At 60.4% G+C, this 21,342-nt stretch carries 18 protein-coding genes; 4 read left to right on the top strand and 14 right to left on the bottom strand.

Annotated elements, in window-relative coordinates; genetic code table 11:
- Window positions 1-166: 166 nt before the first annotated feature.
- The 7 genes from ACYQ6M_RS28935 to ACYQ6M_RS28965 form a co-directional block, all read right to left on the bottom strand.
- Complete coding sequence (locus ACYQ6M_RS28935; protein ID WP_460077310.1) at window positions 167-922, bottom strand: SDR family oxidoreductase; 756 nt, start codon at window positions 920-922, stop codon at window positions 167-169.
- 75 nt (window positions 923-997) lie between these two features.
- Entirely contained in the window at window positions 998-1,882 is an 885-nt protein-coding gene (locus ACYQ6M_RS28940) for a dihydropteroate synthase (RefSeq protein WP_023000157.1), read from the bottom strand.
- Window positions 1,883-1,981: 99 nt separating this feature from the next.
- Window positions 1,982-2,380 (bottom strand): dihydroneopterin aldolase, encoded by a 399-nt coding sequence (locus ACYQ6M_RS28945; RefSeq protein ID WP_055661569.1) that lies wholly within the window; start codon window positions 2,378-2,380, stop codon window positions 1,982-1,984.
- A gap of 117 nt (window positions 2,381-2,497) precedes the next feature.
- Window positions 2,498-3,679, bottom strand: a complete 1,182-nt coding sequence (uxuA, locus tag ACYQ6M_RS28950) for a mannonate dehydratase (RefSeq protein ID WP_460077313.1) — start codon at window positions 3,677-3,679, stop codon at window positions 2,498-2,500.
- 80 nt (window positions 3,680-3,759) lie between these two features.
- Entirely contained in the window at window positions 3,760-4,500 is a 741-nt protein-coding gene (locus ACYQ6M_RS28955) for an FCD domain-containing protein (protein WP_075283622.1), read from the bottom strand.
- On the bottom strand, window positions 4,497-6,317 hold the full coding sequence (locus ACYQ6M_RS28960) for a glycoside hydrolase family 2 protein (RefSeq protein WP_460077315.1): 1,821 nt from the start codon (window positions 6,315-6,317) through the stop codon (window positions 4,497-4,499). Before ACYQ6M_RS28960 ends, ACYQ6M_RS28955 begins: the two co-directional genes overlap by 4 nt.
- Window positions 6,318-6,357: 40 nt before the next feature.
- Window positions 6,358-7,338 (bottom strand): TRAP transporter substrate-binding protein, encoded by a 981-nt coding sequence (locus ACYQ6M_RS28965; RefSeq protein WP_031269012.1) that lies wholly within the window; start codon window positions 7,336-7,338, stop codon window positions 6,358-6,360.
- A 247-nt stretch (window positions 7,339-7,585) separates the two neighbouring features.
- On the opposite strand from ACYQ6M_RS28965, the gene ACYQ6M_RS28970 reads away from it, so the two are divergent.
- The 4 genes from ACYQ6M_RS28970 to ACYQ6M_RS28985 are packed head-to-tail and all read left to right on the top strand — an operon-like array spanning window position 7,586 to window position 13,269.
- The gene (locus ACYQ6M_RS28970; protein WP_088665207.1) at window positions 7,586-8,110 is read left to right on the top strand and encodes a TRAP transporter small permease; all 525 of its coding nucleotides are present in this window, start codon (window positions 7,586-7,588) and stop codon (window positions 8,108-8,110) included.
- 25 nt (window positions 8,111-8,135) lie between these two features.
- On the top strand, window positions 8,136-9,437 hold the full coding sequence (locus ACYQ6M_RS28975) for a TRAP transporter large permease (protein WP_023000150.1): 1,302 nt from the start codon (window positions 8,136-8,138) through the stop codon (window positions 9,435-9,437).
- Window positions 9,438-9,445: 8 nt separating this feature from the next.
- Window positions 9,446-11,836, top strand: coding sequence for a glycoside hydrolase family 31 protein (locus ACYQ6M_RS28980; protein ID WP_460077318.1), 2,391 nt, complete (start codon window positions 9,446-9,448; stop codon window positions 11,834-11,836).
- Window positions 11,833-13,269 carry a mannitol dehydrogenase family protein gene (locus ACYQ6M_RS28985; RefSeq protein WP_460077320.1) on the top strand — a complete coding sequence of 479 codons (1,437 nt, stop codon included), beginning with the start codon at window positions 11,833-11,835 and terminating at the stop codon, window positions 13,267-13,269. Before ACYQ6M_RS28980 ends, ACYQ6M_RS28985 begins: the two co-directional genes overlap by 4 nt.
- Before the next feature lie 42 nt (window positions 13,270-13,311).
- On the opposite strand, the gene ACYQ6M_RS28990 is transcribed toward ACYQ6M_RS28985, so the two are convergent.
- The 7 genes from ACYQ6M_RS28990 to ACYQ6M_RS29020 all read right to left on the bottom strand — a co-directional run bounded on the left by ACYQ6M_RS28990 (window position 13,312) and on the right by ACYQ6M_RS29020 (window position 21,280).
- Window positions 13,312-14,172 (bottom strand): pyrroline-5-carboxylate reductase family protein, encoded by an 861-nt coding sequence (locus tag ACYQ6M_RS28990; RefSeq protein ID WP_077291677.1) that lies wholly within the window; start codon window positions 14,170-14,172, stop codon window positions 13,312-13,314.
- Between the two features lie 271 nt (window positions 14,173-14,443).
- Window positions 14,444-15,469: a trans-3-hydroxy-L-proline dehydratase gene (locus ACYQ6M_RS28995; protein ID WP_460077322.1), complete on the bottom strand. Its 1,026-nt coding sequence runs from the start codon at window positions 15,467-15,469 to the stop codon at window positions 14,444-14,446.
- A gap of 25 nt (window positions 15,470-15,494) precedes the next feature.
- Window positions 15,495-16,598, bottom strand: a complete 1,104-nt coding sequence (locus tag ACYQ6M_RS29000; RefSeq protein ID WP_460077324.1) for a cis-3-hydroxy-L-proline dehydratase — start codon at window positions 16,596-16,598, stop codon at window positions 15,495-15,497.
- A 22-nt stretch (window positions 16,599-16,620) separates the two neighbouring features.
- Complete coding sequence (locus tag ACYQ6M_RS29005) at window positions 16,621-17,871, bottom strand: NAD(P)/FAD-dependent oxidoreductase (RefSeq protein ID WP_460077325.1); 1,251 nt, start codon at window positions 17,869-17,871, stop codon at window positions 16,621-16,623.
- Between the two features lie 76 nt (window positions 17,872-17,947).
- Complete coding sequence (locus tag ACYQ6M_RS29010) at window positions 17,948-19,378, bottom strand: aldehyde dehydrogenase family protein (protein ID WP_460077326.1); 1,431 nt, start codon at window positions 19,376-19,378, stop codon at window positions 17,948-17,950.
- 19 nt (window positions 19,379-19,397) lie between these two features.
- Window positions 19,398-20,330, bottom strand: coding sequence for a 4-hydroxyproline epimerase (locus ACYQ6M_RS29015; RefSeq protein WP_168688099.1), 933 nt, complete (start codon window positions 20,328-20,330; stop codon window positions 19,398-19,400).
- A complete protein-coding gene (locus ACYQ6M_RS29020; RefSeq protein WP_031269009.1) occupies window positions 20,321-21,280 on the bottom strand; it encodes a dihydrodipicolinate synthase family protein in 960 nt (319 codons plus the stop codon). The genes ACYQ6M_RS29015 and ACYQ6M_RS29020 overlap by 10 nt, the downstream gene beginning before the upstream one ends.
- Between the last annotated feature and the right edge of the window lie 62 nt (window positions 21,281-21,342).

Here is a 21,342-nt window from a genome sequence, read left to right on the forward strand (position 1 = left end):
CCCTGTCGCCAGCGACGTTGCCGCCGTCGATGAACCGGGTTATACGCAGACCAACCCAACCCGTCAACACCGGTTTTGATTTTTTTTGAAAGAAAATTCGCCCCTCTTTCGAGGCAGTGGATATTAACCATTCGCTAACCATGAAATCCCAAGGATTTCCTCAATTTCATCCGATCGGCGCGTTTCCGAAGCCCATCAGCCGCTGCCCGGCATCCACTACCAGCGTATGTCCGGTCACCTGTTTGGCCCCAACCAGATAGATCACTGCATCAACCACATCATCTGGCCCGAGGCCCGGCCCCATTGGCGTCAGCTTCTGCCTAGCGTCAAAGTTTTCCTGGGTCTGGTCGCTCGGCAGGATCAGGCCCGGAGCAACCGCATTCACGCGAATGCCTCTGGGTCCCAGATCGTAGGCAGCCAAACGGGTCGCCCCGTCGAGCGCGAACTTTCCGCAAAAATAGCTGAACCGTTCCGGGGACGCCGACAGCATCTGGGTGTCGAGCATGTTCACGATCGTGCCGCCTTCCGGCAAGGGATCCTGGTTGGCGAATGCCTGCATCAGGAATACCGGCGCGGCCGCATTGACGTTCATCAGGAACTGCCAGGTATCGATCGTCAGGTCAGACAAGCTGTCTGTGTTGAATGCGGATGCGGAATTCACCAGCACCTCGACAGGTCCACCCAGTGCAGCGGCCGCGTCCTCGATCAGGCCACCGGCCGTCTCCGGCCGGCTCAGGTCTTTCTGCAAGAGTGCGGCCTTGCCGCCCTCGGCGATAATCTCGTCATGAAGCTCCTGCGCCCCCTCGGCAGAAGAGTTGTAATGCAGGCCCATGGCATAACCCTCATTCGCCAGCCCCCTGGCGATGGCCTTGCCGAGCCGTTTGCCGGCCCCTGTCACCAGTGCGATCCTGTCGGTTGCCATATGCACTCCTCCGGTTGGCTCGGGTTTGTCTCGGCTTGCCCCTCAAGAAACAGACTCTAGGAAGCGGCCAACTCTTCAGGCGAAATCCTGCAGGTTCAGGACCGGCTGCACGCGTGGCACTTCATGGCTGCGCACCAGGTTTGCTCTCGACATGACGGCCAGAGTTGCCGCACTGGTCTGCGCCACCCGAACTTCATCACGGAACAGATACACTGCCCCGGTCAACTGCACGGTCACCGGCCAGCCGAGTTCCCGCAGGCGGAACGACTGGAGAATACTGTCGGTCTGATACCGAATCCGGTCCGGCCCGTCCGGCAAGTGCAGCGCAAAGCCGAAGCCGGGATCAACCCACAGCCGCTCGATCCCGGCTTCCGTGGCCAGATGAACCCTCTCGCGGAAGAATGTGAGCTGGTGATCGAAGATATCTTCAGCCGGCGGCAGGTAATCGTCGGAACGGGCATTCTTGCCCGGCGTGTAACACAGGACGATACCGGCCTGATGCTTCGCAATCGCCTCGTAGAAGGCCGGGTCGTCAACGCGTCCCGTCAGATTGACCACTCCTGCTCCGGCCTCCAGCAGGGCGACGCCCACTTCCGGATGATAGGTTTCAACGGAAACAAGAATGCCTTCGTCGGCAAGAGCCTTTACGACCGGGCGCATGCGGTCGATCTGCCGCTCGGCCGCGACGATGTCCGCAGTCTCGCCGGTCGACTCCGCGCCGATGTCGACCATCGCCGCCCCCTCCAGCGTCATGCGCCGACCACGATAAAGCGCCGCTTCGAAGGTATGGCAGACCGTTTCGCGATAGGTGCTGTCCGGTGACAGGTTCAGGACGCCCATCTGATAGGTGCGGTCCTCGAACCGCCGGCCAAACTTTTCAAATTCGAAGGTTCGGATCGGTGCTTCGAGAGCATCGCGATATTTGAGCCAGAGAGGAAGCAGGCGGTCGGCGGAAATCATGTGAGGCGGGGCTCCCGGTGTCGAACCTCTTGCCCGGAAAAGCCGGGCGGGATCAGGCAGGTTTCAGTGCAGATAGGAAAATGCGGTGAGAGGGCAAGGTCAACGGGACGGCCGGCGGCGCTTGATGCGAATGCCGACGCCCGCAGCTTCCTCAAAGATGTCCGGCTTGGTGACCTTCACGCTGACGCCTTCAACCAGCTCATTCGTCAAAACGAAATCCGCAACGGCTTCAGCCCAATCCTCGACCAGGTCGATATGACCGCCGGAGGCTGCCTTCTGCAGAATGAATTCGACCGCGTCGGCATAGGAAACAAACGCACCCGTTTCGCGCACGATCCGGCGATAGCCGGTAACGGTCTGCATTTCGATATCGAAGCAGACGGTTTGTGTCCGGTTTTTCTCGCTGTCCAGAATGCCGATCTGCGTCGCGACTTTCAGTCCTTCGATGAGGATGACATCGCGCCCGTCCTCTACAAGGGTATCGACATTCTTTTCCATTCAGGTCTCCGGGATCTCGGGCATGACCGGTGCCATCGCCATTGCCGTGAAGTTTCTCAGCAGATGGATGTAATCGGATACCGCGCCCGGTCAAGGTTGTTGCCTTGCCCGAATAACCTATTCAGCCGCCGCTTCGACTGTGTCCAGAATATCAACCGCCCGGGTCACACCGCGCAGCTCCGCCAGTCCCCGCAACCGGCCGATCGCCGGATACCCGGGTGTCGAGGTTCCGCTGAGATCGTTCAATATACGATGCCCATGATCCGGCCGCATCGGGATCCACTTACCCGTTTGTCGTTCCATGCGCCGCAGTGCACGAATGATGGCGACCATATCGACGTCGCCCTCAAGATGCGCATCTTCGCGGAAACTGCGGGGATCCTGCTCGCGCCTGGTTGCCCTCAGATGGGCGAAATGGATCCGCTCACCCAATGCATCGACGATTTCGGGAATATTGTTGCCGGCGCTGACACCAAGCGACCCGGAGCAGACGGTAAAGCCGTTTGCCATTGACAGGTTCATGCCGGCAATTCGCTGCAGATCACCGAGCGACCCGACAATTCGCGGCAAACCGAAGAGAGACCTCGGTGGGTCATCCGGGTGGATGGCCAGTACGGCACCCTCCTCCTCGGCGGCCGGCACGACGATTTCAAGGAAGTTCTGAAGGTTCCGGAAAAGCTCTTCCCGGCCGATACCGCGATAAGACGCGAGGCGGTCCCGGAATGTCTCCAGCGTGTAGCTTTCTTCCGAACCGGGCAGTCCTGCAATGATATTGGCGGTCAGCCTGTCCCGCTCCTCGATGGACATCCGGGCAAAGCGTTCCTCGGCAAGCGCAATATCGGCAGCATCATAGTCCGCCTCAGCGCCTTCCCGCTGCAGGATGAACAGATCGAACGCGGCATAGGCCGCGAACTCGAACCGCAGGGCGGTTGCACCGTCTTCCAGTTCGTAGTCGAGATCCGTCCTGGTCCAGTCCAGCACGGGCATGAAATTGTAGCAGATCGTCCTGATGCCCTGGCGCGCGAGGGCGCGAACCGTCTCCGCCCAGTTTACCGCCCACTTTTCCCATCCGGGCGCCCCGGTCTTGATGTCTTCATGCACCGGGATGCTCTCGGTGACGACCCATTCCAGGCCGGCTGCCTCGATCATGCGGCGGCGGGACGCGATTTCCTCTTCCGGCCAGAAGATGCCGTTGGGAATGTCATGCAGGGCGGTGACGATGCCGCGTGCACCTGTCTGGCGGATATCCCTCAGGGAGATGGGGTCCTGCGGTCCGAACCAGCGCCAGCTTTCGATCATCGCCTGAAGTCTTTCTTGTTGTTATCGCTGCAGCGTTTTGTGTTTGAGGTCTTGCGTCTGGCGCACATGATGCCCGGCGCTCAGGGCGCGGCCTGTGCCGGGGTATAAAGGTAACCGTCGAAATCAGGGTCGCCGACGTCGGAAAGCTCAAGCAGGGTCAGGCGAACGTTTTCCAGGTGCTGCCACATGGCAAGGCGCGCCTTCTCGGAGTTACGGTGGCGCAATGCCTCCAGAATTTCGGCGTGATCATCCAGCCATTTGGCCCGGTAGCTGAGATCGAAGATGCGGTCATGCAGCCGAGCCCACATGGAACTGTTTTCACGCTTGTTCCAGAGGTCTTCCACCTGGTCCACCAGAACACTGTTCTGGGTTGCTTCGGCGATCTGCCGGTGGAACTGCCGGTCGGCGGTGTAATCTTCCTCACCGTGTTCGATCGCCCTGCGCTCCAGATCAAGCGTCTCCCGCAGATGAATGATGTCGCTTTTGGTGATCGTGGTGGCGGCAAAGCCGGCAATGCTGCTTTCCAGGAGTTGGCGGGCCTGCAGCAATTCGAAGGGTCCGTAGTCTGCTTTCGGAATATGAAGCGAAATCTTCTCGCCGGCGGCCACATAGCTGCCGGACCCCTTGCGCACATCAAGATAGCCCTCGATTTCAAGAACGATGAAAGCTTCGCGCACCAGGGACCGGCTGATGCCGAGTTCCACGGAAATCTGCCGCTCGGTCGGAAACTTGTCGCCGGGCCTGTAGCCCTCCTCCTCGATACGCCTTGCGAGAAGTTCGGCGATTTCCTGGTACCGGCGCTTTGCAGCATCGCTGGTCATGAGGCCTTCCTTGCACCCTCCCCGGCAGCTGCAATCTCGCGATAATAGTCGGCCAGGATATGGAATGCTTTTTTCTTGGTTTTCTTGTCGGCGGCAATCAGCCCCTTGTGGTTATAGCCGTTCTGGAAAATATTTTGGCGCCGTTCAACACGAAAATCGTAAAGTATCCACGGCGACATGCCTTTGATATATCCAAGTTCGCGCAGAGTTGCGATCTGCCTGATATAGACTTCGGCCATGTAATCTTCGCTGAAGAGGCCAGACTTCGGACCTTTCTCACCGATAACGCCGTCAGCGCCCGTTTCCGAAATCACCACTGGACGGTCCGGGTCCGAATTCTCCCCGATCGCGGCAAGGTCATCGAAATTCTCTTCATACCAGCCGTAATATTCGTTGAGGCCGATGATATCGATATGCGCCGCGAGCCTGTCCTCGATCCGGTTCCGGGCGTGGTTCACCAGGCAGGCTGCGGAAGTCAGCCGGGTCGGGTCGAGACGTTTGCAGGTGTCGGCAAGGCCTTTCATGAAGGTAAGCCGGGCATCCGTGTCAGGATTCTCGTTTCCCACGGACCAGATAACGACACTTGCCCGGTTGCGATCCCGCTTGATCAGTTCCGACAACTGGTTTTCAGCATCGCGATAGGTCGCCGAATTGGCAAAATCGATGGCCCAGTAAACCGGGATTTCCTCCCACAGCAAAAAGCCGAGTTCATCAGCAATCTGAGCCGCCCGTTCGTGATGCGGATAATGTGCAAGTCGCAGATAGTTGCAGCCCAGTTCGCGCGCATGGGCAAAGCGGCGGCGCAAATCATCCTCATTTGTCACCTTGCCGAGGAGTGCATCGTCCTCGTGGACGGAAATCCCGCGAAGGAACAGAGGCGCCCCGTTCAGCAGAATATCCGTGCCGCGGCGCTCGATCTGGCGAAAACCGATCCGGTCGCACACACGGTCTTCGCCGCAGGTGACGCTGACATCATAAAGGACGGGCGCTTCCGGGCTCCATAATTGCGGCCGGGCTGAAATGTCGAGCGTTCCCTTGCCGTCCGCATCCAGCAAAATATCTTTTTCGATGCCAAGCCCGGGAATGGAAAGCGTCACAGGACCAGCCGGCACACCGTCGACGGTGACTTCGGCCCGCAGCGTGGAATATGTGCCGTCCGGCACAAGGTAGAGAAAGAAGTCCTTGATAAGGGTCTTCGGTGTTTCGAAGAATGACACTTCCCGATAGAGACCACCGTAGTTGAACCAGTCGGTATTGCGCATCGGCACCCGGTCGCGTGTCCGGGTGTTGTTGACGCAGGCCATGATCCAGTTGCGGCCGGTCTTCAATTTGCCCGTCAGCTCGACGCAGAAAGGTGTCGAGGCACCGTAGTGGTTGCCAAGGAACTCGCCGTTCAGGAAGATCTTGCAGTCGTAGCTCGCGGCACCGAACCTCAGAAACTGGCGCTTGGAACTGTCCACCGTCTTGATGTCGAGAGCCCGTGTGTACCAGGCGCTGCCTTCGAAGAAATACCACTTCTCCTTCATCGTCGCCCAGTTGGATGGAACCGGCACCGTTTCCCCCATGTAGGGATCATAGTCCCAGGGTTCAGTGCGGTTTTCCGGTGCCTCCGGCAGCATGGCAAACCATTTCTGCCGGAGGCCGGTGTCGAGCAGATCGACACAGAAAGTCCAGTCGCCATCAAGGCTTTCCGATGCCCGCCCACCCATGAAGATCAGGCCGTCATGACACAAGGACTGCGTGTTGAAGGGCACGTCATAGTCTTCGTCATGCAGCGCCTGCAAGGCGTTGTCGGCGAGATGGGAGCGTTCGAGCATCGGTCAGGTCTCCGGCGGGACTTTCAGGTGTTTTCAGATGTTATTGCGCAGCTGCCTTGATGCGCTTGATCAGGTCGGCAACGACCGGAGACTTGGCCGCTGCTTCCTCATGCATCGGCAGGACCGCTTCGATGAACGGGCCCTTTTCCACTTCGACGAATTCCACGCCGAGTTCGCTCTTCGCGGTCTCGACCGCTTCCGCACTCATGGCATCCCACTGCTCGCGGTGGAAATCCATGGATTCACGTGCGGCCGTGCGCATGGCTTCCTTCTGCTCGTCGGTCAGATCGTTCCAGGAGCTGGTGGAAATCATCACGACGGACGGGATCATGGTGTGGCCGTCGTCGGAATAGAACTTGGAAACCTCGCCGTGACGGGCGGAAGTAAGCGCGATCGGGTTGTTTTCAGCGCCATCGACAACACCCTGCTGCAGGGCGCTGTAAAGCTCGCCCCAGGCAATCGGGGTCGGGTTGGCACCGAGCAGCTCAACCATGCGAATGGCGGACGGGCTCGGCTGAACGCGGATCTTCATGCCTTTCAGGTCGGCCGGGGAATGGATCGCCTTGTTGGCGTAGAAGGAACGTGCGCCCTCGATGTAATAGGCAAGGCCGATGAAGCCCTTGTCCTCGGACGAGGCAAGAATATCCGCACCGATGTCATTGGTCAGAACATCGTAGTAGTGGTCGGCACTGACGAAGATGTAGGGCAGGTTGAGCGCACCGTAGGATTCCTCGAAGGCCTCCAGCTCGGATGCGTTGGAACGGGCCATGTCCAGGGAACCGTTCTGCATCAGCTCCATGGATTCACGCTGGGTACCAAGCTGGGCGTTGGCATAGATGCGGATTTTCAGATCGCCGTCTGTCAGCTCTTCAACGCGCTCGGCCATGAACTGCATCGACTTGTGCAGCGGATGGTCTTCCGGGTTGTTGTGGTTGAGGCGCAGCGTCTTGGCGCTGGCGGCAGAACCCAGAGCGACGACGCCCGCGGCAAGAACAGCCGCCAGCTTAACGAATTTCGACATGATTTCCTCCCAATTGCAGCCTTGGCCGCAGGACTTGCGTTCCGTGCCGGAACGGATCGGTTGGCCGCGGGACTTGCAAGGCCAGACCGCCGCGGATGAGGAATTGTTCGTCCAATTTTCAAAATCAGTCAACCTTTTTTGGAAAATTGGTTGACCAATTTAATTTCCTGACGCATGTCTTAAAGTGTCGGAGCCCACGCCGCGCCTGTTGCCGCGGCAAGAACGAGGCCTGCGCGGGAGGAATATCGTGACAGTCATCACCAGAGGCGTGGACATGGTCCTGCGTCTCGTCATCACCATCGCCTTCGCCGTCCTGGTTGCCTGTGTCGTCTGGCAGGTCGTCTCGCGCTACGTGCTGCAAAGCCCGAGCACGGTGACAGATGAAATGGCCCGTTTCCTGTTCATCTGGGTTGCTCTGCTGGGCGGGGCTTACACCTTCGGCCAGCGACGACACCTTGCCATCGACCTGCTGCCCGTCATCACCACCGGCATCCTGCGCCTTCTTGTCAATGTCGGCATCATTGCCGCCATCGCACTCTTTGCAGGGGTCGTGATGGTCTACGGCGGGCTCGACCTGGTCAGCCGGACACTGGAAACCCAGCAGGTATCCCCGGCACTGCGCCTCCCCATGGGCCTCGTCTATATCGCGATCCCGTTCTCCGGGCTCTGCATTCTCTACTACTGCCTGACATTTCTGGCCGACCTCTTTCGCACTGGCCGCGGCCCGAACGAGCAGGAAGGCACCGCCAGCGTCGGCGGCCCTCTGGACTGAAACCTGACCGGGAACGAGTAACTTCATGGATATCCAATCTGTCCTCGTCCTTTTCGGGACATTCGCCTTTCTGATGATCCTGGGCGTACCGATCGCCTTCGCCATCGGTCTTGCAGCTTTCGCCACCTTCCTGCTGTTCATGTCGTTCGACCAGTCGGTCTATATCGTCGCGCAGCAGGTCGCCTCCGGTCTCGACAGCTTCACCCTGCTGGCCATTCCGTTCTTCATTCTGGCGGGCAACATCATGAACCGGGGCGGCATCGCCATGCGCCTGATCGAGTTCGCCAAGGTTCTGGCCGGCCGCCTGCCCGGCGCGCTTGCCCACTGCAACGTCATCGCCAACATGATGTTCGGCTCCATCTCGGGCTCCGCCGTTGCCTCGGCCGCCGCTGTCGGCGGCGTGATGTCTCCGCTTCAGAAGAAGGAAGGCTACGATCCGGCGTTCAGCGCGGCGGTCAACATCGCCTCCTGCCCGACAGGCCTTTTGATCCCGCCGAGCGCAACCTTCATCGTCTATTCGCTGATTACCAACGGCACCTCCATCGCGGCCCTGTTCGTTGCCGGATACATTCCGGGCATCCTGATGGGGCTCAGCCTGATGGTCGTCGCCGGCATCATTGCCAAGCGCAGGGGATACCCGGTTGCCGAACGGCCCAGTGGCCAGGAAGTTATCGCCAAGACGCTGGACGCCATGCTGCCACTTGGCCTGATCGTGATCGTCATGGGCGGCATCATCGGCGGCATCTTCACCGCAACCGAAGCTTCAGCCGTTGCAGTTGTCTATACGCTCTTCCTGGGCGTGATCTGGTACAGGGAAATCTCGCCGCGCGAACTTCCGGGCATCATCCTGGAAAGCGCGGTGACAACATCCATCGTGCTGCTGATGATCGGCTGTTCCATCGCCATGTCGAAAGCGATGGCCTTTGCGGATATCCCCTATTCGATCTCCGACACGCTGCTGAGCCTTTCTGAAAATCCGCTCGTCCTGCTGCTGATCATCAACCTGGCGCTGCTTGTGGTTGGCACCTTCATGGACATGACGCCCGCATTGCTGATCTTCACCCCCATCTTCCTGCCGGTGGTGGAAGATCTCGGCATGGACCCGGTGCATTTCGGCGTCGTCATGACCTTCAACCTGTGTATCGGCATCTGTACACCGCCGGTGGGGTCGGCACTCTTTGTCGGCTGCTCGGTTGGCGGGGTGAAGATCGGCCAGGTACTCAGACCCATGCTCGGCTTCTACGCGGTGCTGGTCGCTCTCCTGCTGCTGGTCACTTACGTACCTGCCCTCAGCCTGTTCCTGCCGCGCGTTCTCCTCGGCTACTAGGATCTGTCATGAAAGCCCTCAAAAACTGGCGTTACCTGGGCCGCTCCAGCGCCGGGATCGCACTTGAAGTCGAGAACCGGCACCGCCTGGTGGTCAAGGTTCTCGAAAATGCGCTCATCCGCGTTGTTCTGCTGAAGGACGGGACCTATCGTCTGGACCGGACCTGGGCCATCGCACCGGAAGGCGACGTGCCGTTCGACGGCCGTACGCGGGACGACCTCGCAGGCTTTTCCTGCCCCGACTTCATGCTGGAAGAGCAGGACGGCAGGCTTGTCCTGGAAACGGAAAACCTGCGCCTGACCATCAATACCCCGCTTGCCTTCGTTTGGGAAAGCCGGCCTGCTGCCGGCGAACCCTGGCAGGAAATCGCCCGCGACCGGCCCCAGGACGCCTACATGATCGGGCGCCGCGACCATCGCAATCATCATTTCATGCGGCGAAACCCGGACGAGCGATACTACGGTCTCGGCGAAAAGGCCGGTGGCCTGGAGCGCACCGGCAGGCGCTTCGAGATGCGCAATCTCGATGCCATGGGCTACGACGCGCAAACCACCGACCCGCTCTACAAGCACATTCCCTTCACCATCACCGACAAGGGCCGGCTCGGCGCAGTCGGGCTCTACTACGACACGCTGGCTCCCTGCTGGTTCGACCTCGGCAACGAGAAAGACAACTACCACCTGCCTTTCCGCGCCTTCCGCGCCGCCGATGGTGACCTTGACTATTACTTCAGCTGGGCACCGAGCGTTCTGGATATCGTCAAGCAGCATCACCGGCTGACGGGCGTCACCGCCTTCATGCCGCGGTGGGGGCTTGGGTACTCCGGCTCGACCATGGCCTATACCGATTCCGAAAATGCACAGGAACGGCTGATGGAGTTCCTTGGCAAGCTGTCGGAAGAAGACATGCCCTGCGACAGTTTCCAGATGTCGTCGGGCTATACAGCCATCAAGGGCAAGCGCTACGTGTTCCATTGGAACACCGACCGCTTCCCTGATGTCGAGACCATGACCCGGGCCTATGCCGACGCCGGCATCAACCTCATCGCCAATATCAAGCCGGTGCTTCTGGACGACCACCCGGTGTTCAAGGAAGCAGCCGAGGCCGGGCTCTTCATTCGCGACAGTGAAACCGGCACACCCGAGCAGTCACCTTTCTGGGACGGCTATGGTTCACACCTTGACTTCACCAACGAGGACACCGTCCGCTGGTGGCAACAAAACCTGAAGGACAAGCTCTTTTCCAGAGGCATACCCTGCACCTGGAACGACAATAACGAATATGAGGTGTGGGACGACGAGGCCGTCTGCGCCGGTTTCGGAAAACCGATCCCGGTCAATCTGATCCGTCCGCTGCACAGCCAGCTGATGACACGGGCCTCGTTTGAGGCCCAGGTTGCCCACCAGCCGAAAAAGCGGCCCTATCTGATTTCCCGCTGCGCCTGCCCCGGCACGCAACGCTATGCCCAGACCTGGACGGGCGACAATTTCACCAGCTGGGACACGCTGCGCTGGAACATTCCGATGGGCCTCGGCCTCAGCCTCTCCGGCTTCTACAACATCGGCCACGATGTCGGCGGCTTTGCCGGCCCGCGGCCGGAGCCGGAGCTGTTCCTGCGCTGGGTACAGAACGGCATTTTCCATCCGCGTTTCACGATCCATTCCTGGAACGACGACGGCACCGCCAACGAAGCCTGGATGTATCCGGAAATAACGCCGCTCGTACGCAACGCGCTGAAGTTTCGGGCGCAGCTGATCCCTTATCTTTACGGCCTACTGCACCGTGCCGTGACCGAAGGCGAGCCGATGCTGCGGCCTCTGTTCCTGGATTATCCGAACGACCCTGCCTGCCGGGAGGCTGAATTCGACTTCCTGCTGGGCAGGGATCTTCTGGTCGCGACAGTGGTCGAGGAAGGCGCAACGTCGCGGCGCGTCACGCTGCCTGCCAACGAAGAAGGCTGGTGGGCCTTTGACGGCAGCAACTGGTATGAAGGCGGCCAGATGATCGACGTTCCGGTGGCTCTCGATACCATTCCGCTGTTCGTTCGAGGCGGTACAGTGCTGCCGATGGCAGCCGAAAACCTGAGGTCGACACCGTCTTCCGACACCTTGCGCACGTGGCGTATCTACCCACAGCCGGAAGGAACACCGGACAGGCACTCGCAGTTTTATGACGATGACGGTGACACGGTGGACGCACTGGCTGGCGAGAGCTGTTTGACCCGGCTTTGCCTCTCCCGAACAGGGGTCTCAGTCCATCTGGATTGGCAAAGATCCGGCAACTGGCAACCCGCCTTCGACAAGGTCACCCTTTGGCTGGCCGGTGCCGGCACCTTGGCCGTCAACGGGACCGAGCGGAAAACGGGCGAAACAATCGACTTCACGGTGAGCCAGTCATGAGCAGCGTCAGTCACTTGGTTGAAACGGTCGACTACGACCGGACAAAGCTGCGCATCCGACTGCTGCACATCGGTTTTGGTGCCTTTGCCAAGGCGCATGTTCTGGTGTTTCACGACGAGATGCTACGCCGAACGGCAAGCGACTGGGGCGTCGTGGTTGCCCGGCTCAACTCCGGTGCGGACGAACTCACCGGCCTTGACGAGGCGGACGGACTTTTCACTGTCGGCGAGATGTCCGGTGACGATCTCTTCTTGCGCCAGGTCGGCGCTATCTGTGCGACGGTACACCCCAAGCGTGATGGCGTCGATGCCTTGCCGAACCGGATCGCCGATCCGGATCTCGCCGTGATCACACTGACAATCACCGAGAAAGGGTATTGCCTGAAGGACGGCAGGCTGGATGAAGACAATCCCGGCATCCAGCAGGACCTTGCAACGCCAGATGCCCCTTCCACGGCCATCGGCGTGCTGGTGGAAGGTCTGCGGCGGCGACATGCAGCCGGTCTCGCCGGTTTGACGATCCTGTCGTGCGACAATCTTCCCGCCAACGGCGAGCTGTGCCGTCGTGCGGTTCTGGATTTCGCCGCGCGGCTCAACCCGGCTCTGGCAGAATGGATCGAAGGCAATTGCACTTTCCCCTGCTCCATGGTCGATCGCATCACACCGGCAATGACCGACAGTTCGTTCGCAACGCTTGAGGACGCACTAGGTCACGCCGACCGGAACGGTATCCTGTGCGAGACCTTCCGCCAGTGGGTAATCGAAGACGGGTTTGCCGGCCCACGTCCGGACTGGCATCTGGCAGGTGCTGAATTCGTTGAAGATGTGGCGCCGTTTGAAGACATGAAACTTCGGATGCTGAACGGTAGCCATTCGTTTCTGGCCTATCTTGGGGCGCTGGCAGACAAGGAAACGATTGCCGACTGCATGGCCGATCCGGCCTTCCGGCAGGCAGCCCTCACCCTGATGCTGAGTGAACAGGCCCCGACGCTGTCCGTGCCGGACGGTGTCGATATCAAGGCCTATGCCGAAGCCCTGATTGCCCGGTTTGAAAACACCGCGCTTCATCACAAGACCACCCAGATCGCTTCTGACGGCAGCCAGAAACTGCCGCAACGGCTACTGGCCCCGATCCGGCAACATCTGAAGGACAACAGCCCCTGGCCGCTATCGGCACTCGCCGTTGCCGCATGGATGCTCTATTGCCGCGGTGTTTCGAGAACGGGCGCCTCGCTGCCGTTGAACGACCCCCTGTCCGCAAGGATTGGCACCATTGTGCAGGAAACGGACGGCAATTCGTATGTCGACAGGATGCTGTCGCTCTCGGAGGTTTTCGGCGACGACCTGCCAGGATCAGCGGCCTTTGGCAGCACAATCAGATCCGCTTACCAACGGCTGCAAACCTCGGGTATAGCCTCCGTTCTGAAGGCCTAGAGACCTGCGGAAGAGCCGGGTGGCTTCTGCTGGAAACCGCCGCTAGTCCCTGACGAGCCGCAGGGTTCTGGGCTGCTCGGCAGGTTTCAGTCCGGACAGTTCCTTGCAGCGCTCGGCAGCGGCTTCAACCGTGCGGCGGGCAAGATCCTGAATGCCGTTCTCGTCAGCCATGAACTCCAGCATGCCTGCTTCGGTCGTGCCGCCTTTGGACGTCACGGCGACGCGGAACCCGGTCGCATCCGCGTCCGGCTGCGCAAGCATGCGCCCGGCGCCAGCCACTGTGCGCACGGCCAACTCATGAGCAAGGTCCTCCGGCAGACCAAGGCGTGCCCCTGCCGCGGCAAAGGCCTCGGCCATGGCAAACACATAGGCAGGCCCTGCACCGGACAAGGCAGTAACCACCGGCAGCAGGCCTTCGTCCGGCAATTCGACAACCGAGCCGAAGGCGGCAATCAGCTTGAGGGCTTCCACCTTCTGGCTGGCAGTCAGCGCCTCGTTGGCAACAAAGGTCGAGACAGCAGAGCCGACCGTTGCCGGCAGGTTGGGCATCGCGCGAATGATTGGCGTTCCATCCGGGAATTGCTTTTCCAGCACCGAAATCGGTTTACTGGCCGCAATCGACAGGATCACCGTTTCGCCACCACCAAAGGAGCCGAGCGGCGCCAGAACCTTCTCCACGATCTGCGGACGAGTGGCGATGACAATCGCGGCCGGAGACGCCGGGAAAGGCTCGTTGATGTTGACGCCCGCCTGGCTTTGCAGCCAGCCGGACGGTCGGGGATCGCGCACGTAGATGGAACCGGCAGGCATTCCCTTTGCCAGCCAGGCTTCCACCAGAGCCTTGCCCATGAAACCGCAACCAATGAGGCAAACGCCTCTTTTCGCCAATTTGTCCATAATCATGCGTTCGCAAATATTCAGGTCTTGGCGCTACTAAAATGCTTTCCTGCACCACTCACAAGTCTTAACCGGCCGATACTGATAATTTTTCCTTTCCTCCAAAATTCGCTTTAGAGGAATGGAGTTGAGGAATTCAGTTTACTTGACGTTTTTCCTTATAGACGAATGACGTAAGGAAGCTTGCCAGTAGAGCCATATCGATATTTATGACAAGTCCCGCTAGGGAAATACCCCAACAACACCAGTCATTCTCTACGTCACCTCAGCCCGACAATCACGCACCCCAGGTGTCGCTGAGCTTGTAGCCGCCCGGCCAGGGGTCGCTTGGGTCGAGCATGTGTTGGTGAATGCCGGTGACCCAGCCACGCCCGGAAATTTCCGGAACAATCCCGGCCCGGTCGCCCGCCATCTGTTGTGAAACGATCCGGCCGGTGAAGGTGGACCCGATGATGGAAACGGCTTCGAAGGTGTCGCCGACGTTCATTTGCCCCTTCGCCGCCATCAGCGCCATCCGGGCAGAAACGGCCGTACCCGTTGGGGAGCGGTCGACCTTGCCCGGCTGGATGGCAACAGCGGACCGTCCGGAGAGGCCCGTCGGCGTCTTCGACAGCGGGCCGCAGAAGGCGCAGAAGGAGATGTGGTTCCAGTCGGCATTTTCCGGATGGGAAAAGCCGAGCTGTTCGTTGGCTGCATTGGTGATCCGGACACCCAGGCGGGCAATGTCCTTGGCCTCGTCTTCGACGATCACGAACCCGAGCGCCTCGGCGTCGACGACCACGAAACTGTCGCCACCATAGGCGGTGTCGACCGTCAGCGTGCCGATGCCTTCCACTTCCAGCGGCACCGAAAGCTTGTCGGCAAAGCTGGTGACGTTCTGGACGAAGATGCGCTCCGCCTTGCCATTCCGGCATTCGGCCTTCACCCGCACCAGTCCACCGGGCGCTTCCAGAACCATCTCCGTGACCGGTTCGACCATCGGAACAATACCGCCGTCAAGCAGCACCGTGGAGACGCAGATGGAGTTGGATCCTGACATCGGCGGCGTGTCTTCCGGCTCCATGATGATGAAGGCGGCATCCGCGTCCGGATGTTTGGGCGGGACAAGCAGGTTCACATGACGGAACACACCGCCGCGCGGTTCGTTCAGCACGAAATTGCGCAGCGTCTGGTCCTTCGCGATGAAGCTTCTCTGTTCCCAGAGCGTTTCGCCCGGCGGAGGGGCGACGCCGCCGACGATCACGTCGCCGACCTCGCCTTCCGCGTGGCAGGAAATCACATGGATGGTCTTGCTGCTGCGCATGTCTCTGCCCTTGAGGTCAGCCGGTTCAGGAATAGCGAGCGACAGGTTCGCCCAAAGCATCAAAGATCGGCGTGATGCCGAGGCCCGGCAGCTCGGAAGCCGTCATGCGGCCATTGACACGCTTGGGTGCGCCTTCCGCGATATCAATCGTGCCGTAGCTGTTGAAGTCCGTTGCCGAGAAAGTGAAATCCGATGGGGTCGAGCGCGCCAGATGGGCGATCGCCGCCGTAACGATGTCCCCACCCCAGGTGTCTTCGATCGTCATCGGAATACCGTGGGCAATGCAGAGATCACGCATCAGCTTGGCCTTGGTCAGGCCACCGACCTTCGAGATCTTCAGGTTGATGCAATCCATCGCGTCTTCGGAAATGCCGCGCACCAGCGTGTTCGGCCCGTCGATCACCTCGTCCAGAACGAAGGGCAGCGCCGTCCGGCGGCGAATGGAGACGCTTTCCTCATATGTGAGGCAGGGCTGCTCGATATAGACATCAAGCGAGGACACTGCCCCGACGACGCGCGCGGCTTCATGCCGGGTCCAGCCGGTGTTGGCGTCGGCCACCAGCAGATCCGATTTCTTCAAAACTTCGCGGGTGGCGTGGATGCGGTCGATATCGTCATTGGCATCGCCGCCGACCTTCAGCTGGAACTTGGTATAGCCTTCGGCGGCATAACCTTCGATCTTCTTTGCCATGATCTCCGGCGCTTCCTGGCTGATCGCCCGGTAAAGCACCACGTCGTCCTGGGCTGCACCGCCAAGCAACGTATAAAGCGGCTGGCCCGTCGCCTTGCCCAGCAGGTCCCAGCAGGCGATGTCGATCGGCGCCTTGGCATAGGGATGACCGCGCAGCGCAGCATCCATCACCCGGTTGATTGCACCGATATTGAGCGGATCCTTCCCGATCAGGTGGGGCGCCAGTTCCTGAAGCCCTGACCGCACCCCAAGGGCATAACTCGGCAGATAGGCAGACCCGAGCGGGCAGCATTCGGCATAGCCCTTGAGGCCTTCATCAGTCTCGATCTCGACAACGGTGCTGTCGAAGACTTCCACAAAATTGCCGTTGGACCAGCTGTAACGCCCTTCTTTCAGGGGAAGGTCGACCTGAAAGACGTTGATGGCCGTAATTTTCATGAAGTTCCTCCTCCAAAAGAGTTTAGAAGCGCCGCGCGGAAAAGGCGGCCATATCGCCGGGGTTTTGTGTATCGGATACGAGGTTGGCGACCAGTTCCGCCGTCCCCGCGGACTGCGTCAGGCCGAGGTGACCATGCCCGAAGGCATAGACGACCCGGCGGTCACCGGGTGAACGGTCGATGACGGGCAGGCTGTCGGGCATTGAGGGCCTGAAGCCCATCCATTTCTTGCCGCCGTCCGTTTTCAGGGCAGGCAGGAACCGCCGGGCCTTGTCCAGCAGGATGTCGGCGCGCTTGAAATTCGGTGGAAGCGTCAGCCCACCCAGTTCGACGGCCCCTCCGACACGGACGCCGCCATTGATCTTGGTAACGACGAAGCCGTGACCGGAAAAGGTCAGGTGGGTTTTCAGGTCAAAGGAGCCTTCCGGCAGCGTCGTGTTGTAGCCGCGTTCGGTCTCAAGAGGGATGCGGTCGCCGATCGTCTTTGCAAGGCGGTGCGACCAGGCACCTGCGGCCACGACGACCTGTTTCGCCATCCAAGCCTTATCGGAAGCGTCGATCTGAACACTGTCTTCACTCGGCTTCAGACCTGATACGTCAGCGCTTTCGATCCGTCCGCCCCGCTGCAGGAAGACAGACGTCAGATGCGCCAGCCAGCGGGCTGGATCACAAGTGTTGGTCCAGTCCGGCGTGAAGGCGGCATGAGTGAAGCGACGGTCAAGACCCGGCTGAATGGCGGCGATAGCTTCCGGGCTCTCAAGCAGTTCGAAGCGGATGCCATGTTGCTTGCGCAGCTCCCAGCCGGGCAGGCTGGCGCAAAATTCCGCTTCACCTTCATAAAGCTGCAGCTGCCCTTCGGCCTGGATCAGGGAGGCTGCTCCGGTGTCCGCAACCTGCCGGGCAAGCGCCTCCTGCGCCAGCTTCATCAAGGCGGCCTGTGCCGACATCGACGCCTGGTAGCGATCCGGCCAGCTTGCCCGCCAGAACCGCAACATCCAGGGCGCGATCTTGAGGGCATGGGCGGGCGGAACGGAGAGCGGACCCAGCGGATCGAGCAACCATTTCGGTGCCTTGCGCATGATGCCCGGCGTTGCCAGCGGGACGATATCGGTAAAGGCGAAGGCGCCGGCGTTCATCTCCGATGCGCGTGCCGTTTCCGCCTGCCGATCCAGCACAAGCACCTGCCGCCCCCTTGCCTGCAGGGCAAGCGCGGAACTGATGCCGATGATGCCGGCGCCGATCACGATGATATCCTGGACGGTCTCGTCCGCCATTTTCAAAGTCTTTCAAAAAGGCCTGCGAGGCAGGGCGAAGTGCCCCGCAGGCAGTTTGCTGCCCGTTGGCCACACTTTAGGGGAGCGTGTAGGCAGTCTTGACCGATGTGTAGAATTCAGCGGCGTAACGGCCTTGCTCGCGCGAGCCGAAGCTGGACCCTTTGGTGCCGCCAAAAGGCACGTGATAATCGACACCTGCCGTCGGCAGATTGACCATCACCATGCCGGCCTCGGCATTGGCCTTGAAGTGGCTGGCGTGCTTCAGCGACGTGGTACAGATACCAGCGCTCAAACCGAATTCCGTATCGTTGGCGACAGCCAGCGCTTCCTCGTAATCCTTCACGCGAATAACGGATGCGACCGGGCCGAAGACCTCTTCGGTATTGATCCGCATCGCGTTGTCGGTTTCGCTGACCAGGGCCGGCGCCATGTAGAAACCTTCCGTGTCGCGGATAAGCCGTTCCCCACCCTGCACCTTGCCGCCTTGCTTTGCCGCGATATCGACATAGGAAAGGTTCTGCTGCAGTTGCCGCTCATCGACCACCGGCCCCATCTGCACGCCATCTTCCAGGGCGTTGCCGACCTTCAGCGCCTGCATGCGCTCGGCAAGGGCTTCGACGAACCGGTCGTGAATGCCCTCGGTCACGACCAGCCGCGAGCTTGCCGTGCAGCGCTGACCGGTCGAGAAGAAGGCACCGTTGAGCGAAGCTTCGACGGCGATGGCAAGGTCGGCATCGTCCAGAACCACCATCGGGTTCTTGCCGCCCATTTCCAGCTGCACCTTCTTCAGGTGCTGACCACAGGCCGCAGCGATTCCCCGCCCCGTCGGCACCGAGCCGGTAAAGGAAATCGCCTTCACCTTCGCACTTTCCACCAGGCGCGGACCAATCTGCGAGCCACGTCCCATCACGAGGTTGACCACGCCTTCCGGCAAGCCGGACCGGGACAGGATCTCGATGAGCGCATGCGCGCAACCCGGCACCAGTTCAGCTGGTTTCAAGATGACTGCATTGCCGTAGCAAAGTGCCGGAGCAATCTTCCAGGCAGGGATCGCAATCGGGAAGTTCCAAGGTGTGATCAGCCCGACAACCCCGATCGGAAACCGGGTGACGTCAACTTCGATACCGGGCCTGACGGATGCCAGTCTGTCGCCAGCGAGGCGCAATGCTTCGCCGGCAAAGAATTTGAAAATCTGCCCGGCGCGCGCCACCTCGCCAATACCTTCCGGCAGTGTCTTGCCTTCCTCACGCGACAGCAGGCGGCCTAATTCGGCCTTGCGAGCCAGAAGTTCCGTCCCGACGAAATCCAGCACATCAAAACGCTGTTGCGGCGTCGACGCCGCCCAGCCGGGTGCCGCCTGATGCGCTGCATCGATGGCCTGGTCCAGCTGATCGACACCGGCCTTCGCCGCGTAGCCGAGGATATCGCTGATATCGGACGGGTTGACGTTGGGCGTGCTGTCGGTTGTTTCGAGCCACTGCCCGCCGACAAAATTCCTGTAATCCATAACTTGGCTTATCCGGGGCTTAAAGGCGTATCCCTGCACGGTAGGGGTCCGCCGGATTGAAAATCAGGTTGGCATCGGACGTGACGAAGGCCTGTCCGGTGATGGTCGGAATAACGCCGCCGCCCGGGCCGGGCTGGTAGCTGATCTTGTAGGTGCTGCCGATGACGCTTTCCTGCAGATAGTGCTCACCCGGTGCCAGCGCACCATCGGCGGCAAGGCAGGCCAGCTTGGCCGAACAGCCTGTTCCGCAGGGCGAGCGGTCATACGCACCACCCGGGCACAGCACGAAGTTGCGGCTTTGAGCGGACGGGTCTTCGGCCGGCCCGAACAGCTCGATATGGTCAATCCAGGCACCGTCCTTACCGGTAACACCGGCCTTTTCCAGCGCATCGCGGATCTTCAGCGTGAGGTCGGTCAGCGGGCGGATATTGGCACCCGTCAGGGCAACCGGGCTGTTCTTGACCAGGAAGAACCAGTTGCCGCCCCAGGCGACATCACCGGTGACCGGACCAATGCCTTCGACCTCGACCGTGACATCCTTCGCCAGCCGGTAGCTCTCGATGTTGACCACCGACACCGTGTTGGCGTCGATCAGATCGATCTCGACCACGCCCACCGGCGTTTCAAACTTGTGCCGCCCCGGCCCGATCCGGCCGAGGTGCGCCAGGGTGACACCAAGGCCGATGGTGGCATGGCCGCACATGCCAAGGTTCTGCAGGTTGTTGAAGTAGATCACACCGGCAACACAATCCGGATTGGACGGCGGCACCAGCAGCGCACCGATAATGGCATCGTGACCGCGCGGTTCCAGAACGACCGAAGCGCAGAAATCGAGATGCTCGGCTTCCAGCCGGGCGGCGCGTTCCGCCAGTGTCCCCGATCCGAGATCGGGGCCACCATCAAGCACGACGCGGGTCGGTTCACCCGCGGTATGGCTGTCGATTACGCGCATTCGGCGATCACGCCACCTTGCGTGCTCCAGTCGGCGTACCAGGTCTTGAACAGCTTGTACTGCGCTTCGACATAGTTGCGCTGCGCATCGTTGAGGGCATCGGTCTCGTTGAAGTGCAGTGTGTATTCGGTGTCGCCGTTCAACACCATCAGGTGCTTGTAGTAGAGCACCAGGTCCGGGCCTTCATCGAAACTGGACAGAACAGCCAGCGCCTCTTCCAGTTCCTTTGCCCGCAGTCGCGCTTCCGCATGACCTTCTGCGGCCTTCTTGCAAAGCGCCACCAGATGCAGGACTTCCTTGGGAATGGCATTGCCGATACCTGTGATCGCACCGGTCGCACCACAGTTGATGAAGCCGTGATAGACAGCGGTGTCGACACCGACCATCAGCGTCACCTGGTCGTCCTGCGAAGTGATGTTTTCAGCCGCATAGCGCAGGTCTGCAAGGCCGCCGAATTCCTTGAAGCCGATCAGGTTCGGGAATTCCCGGCGCAGGTCGAAGAACAGGTCGGCGCGGGTGGCGAAACCGTAGTAGGGGCTGTTGTAGATCACCGCCGGCAGGTTCGGAGCCGCCTTCAGGATATCGCTGAAATGGTTGCGCTGCGCCGACACGGAGATGCCGCGAGACAGAACGCGCGGGATGACCATGAGACCATGCGCGCCAACCTTTGCCGCATGAGCGGCATGGGCAACAGCGGATTTGGTGTTGACCGCACCGGTTCCAACGACCACCGGTACACCTGCCTTCACCAGACGCTCGACGCCTTCCATGCGCTGCTCGTCCGTCAGGAGAGGCCAGTCGCCCATGGAGCCGCAATAGACGACGGCGGACATGCCGGCTTCGATCAGTTCCTTGCCCTTCTTCACGAGGGCATCGAAATCGGGCGAACGGTCGGCCTTGCACGGGGTCATCAGGGCAGGCATGCAGCCGGAAAAGATATTGGACGTCATCATTCACTCCTGGATGGGTCAGGCCTGTCGGTTGGCTCCCACGTGCGAAGCACGGGCCTTGA

The sequence above is a fragment of the Roseibium sp. ROS1 genome, assembly GCF_054658215.1.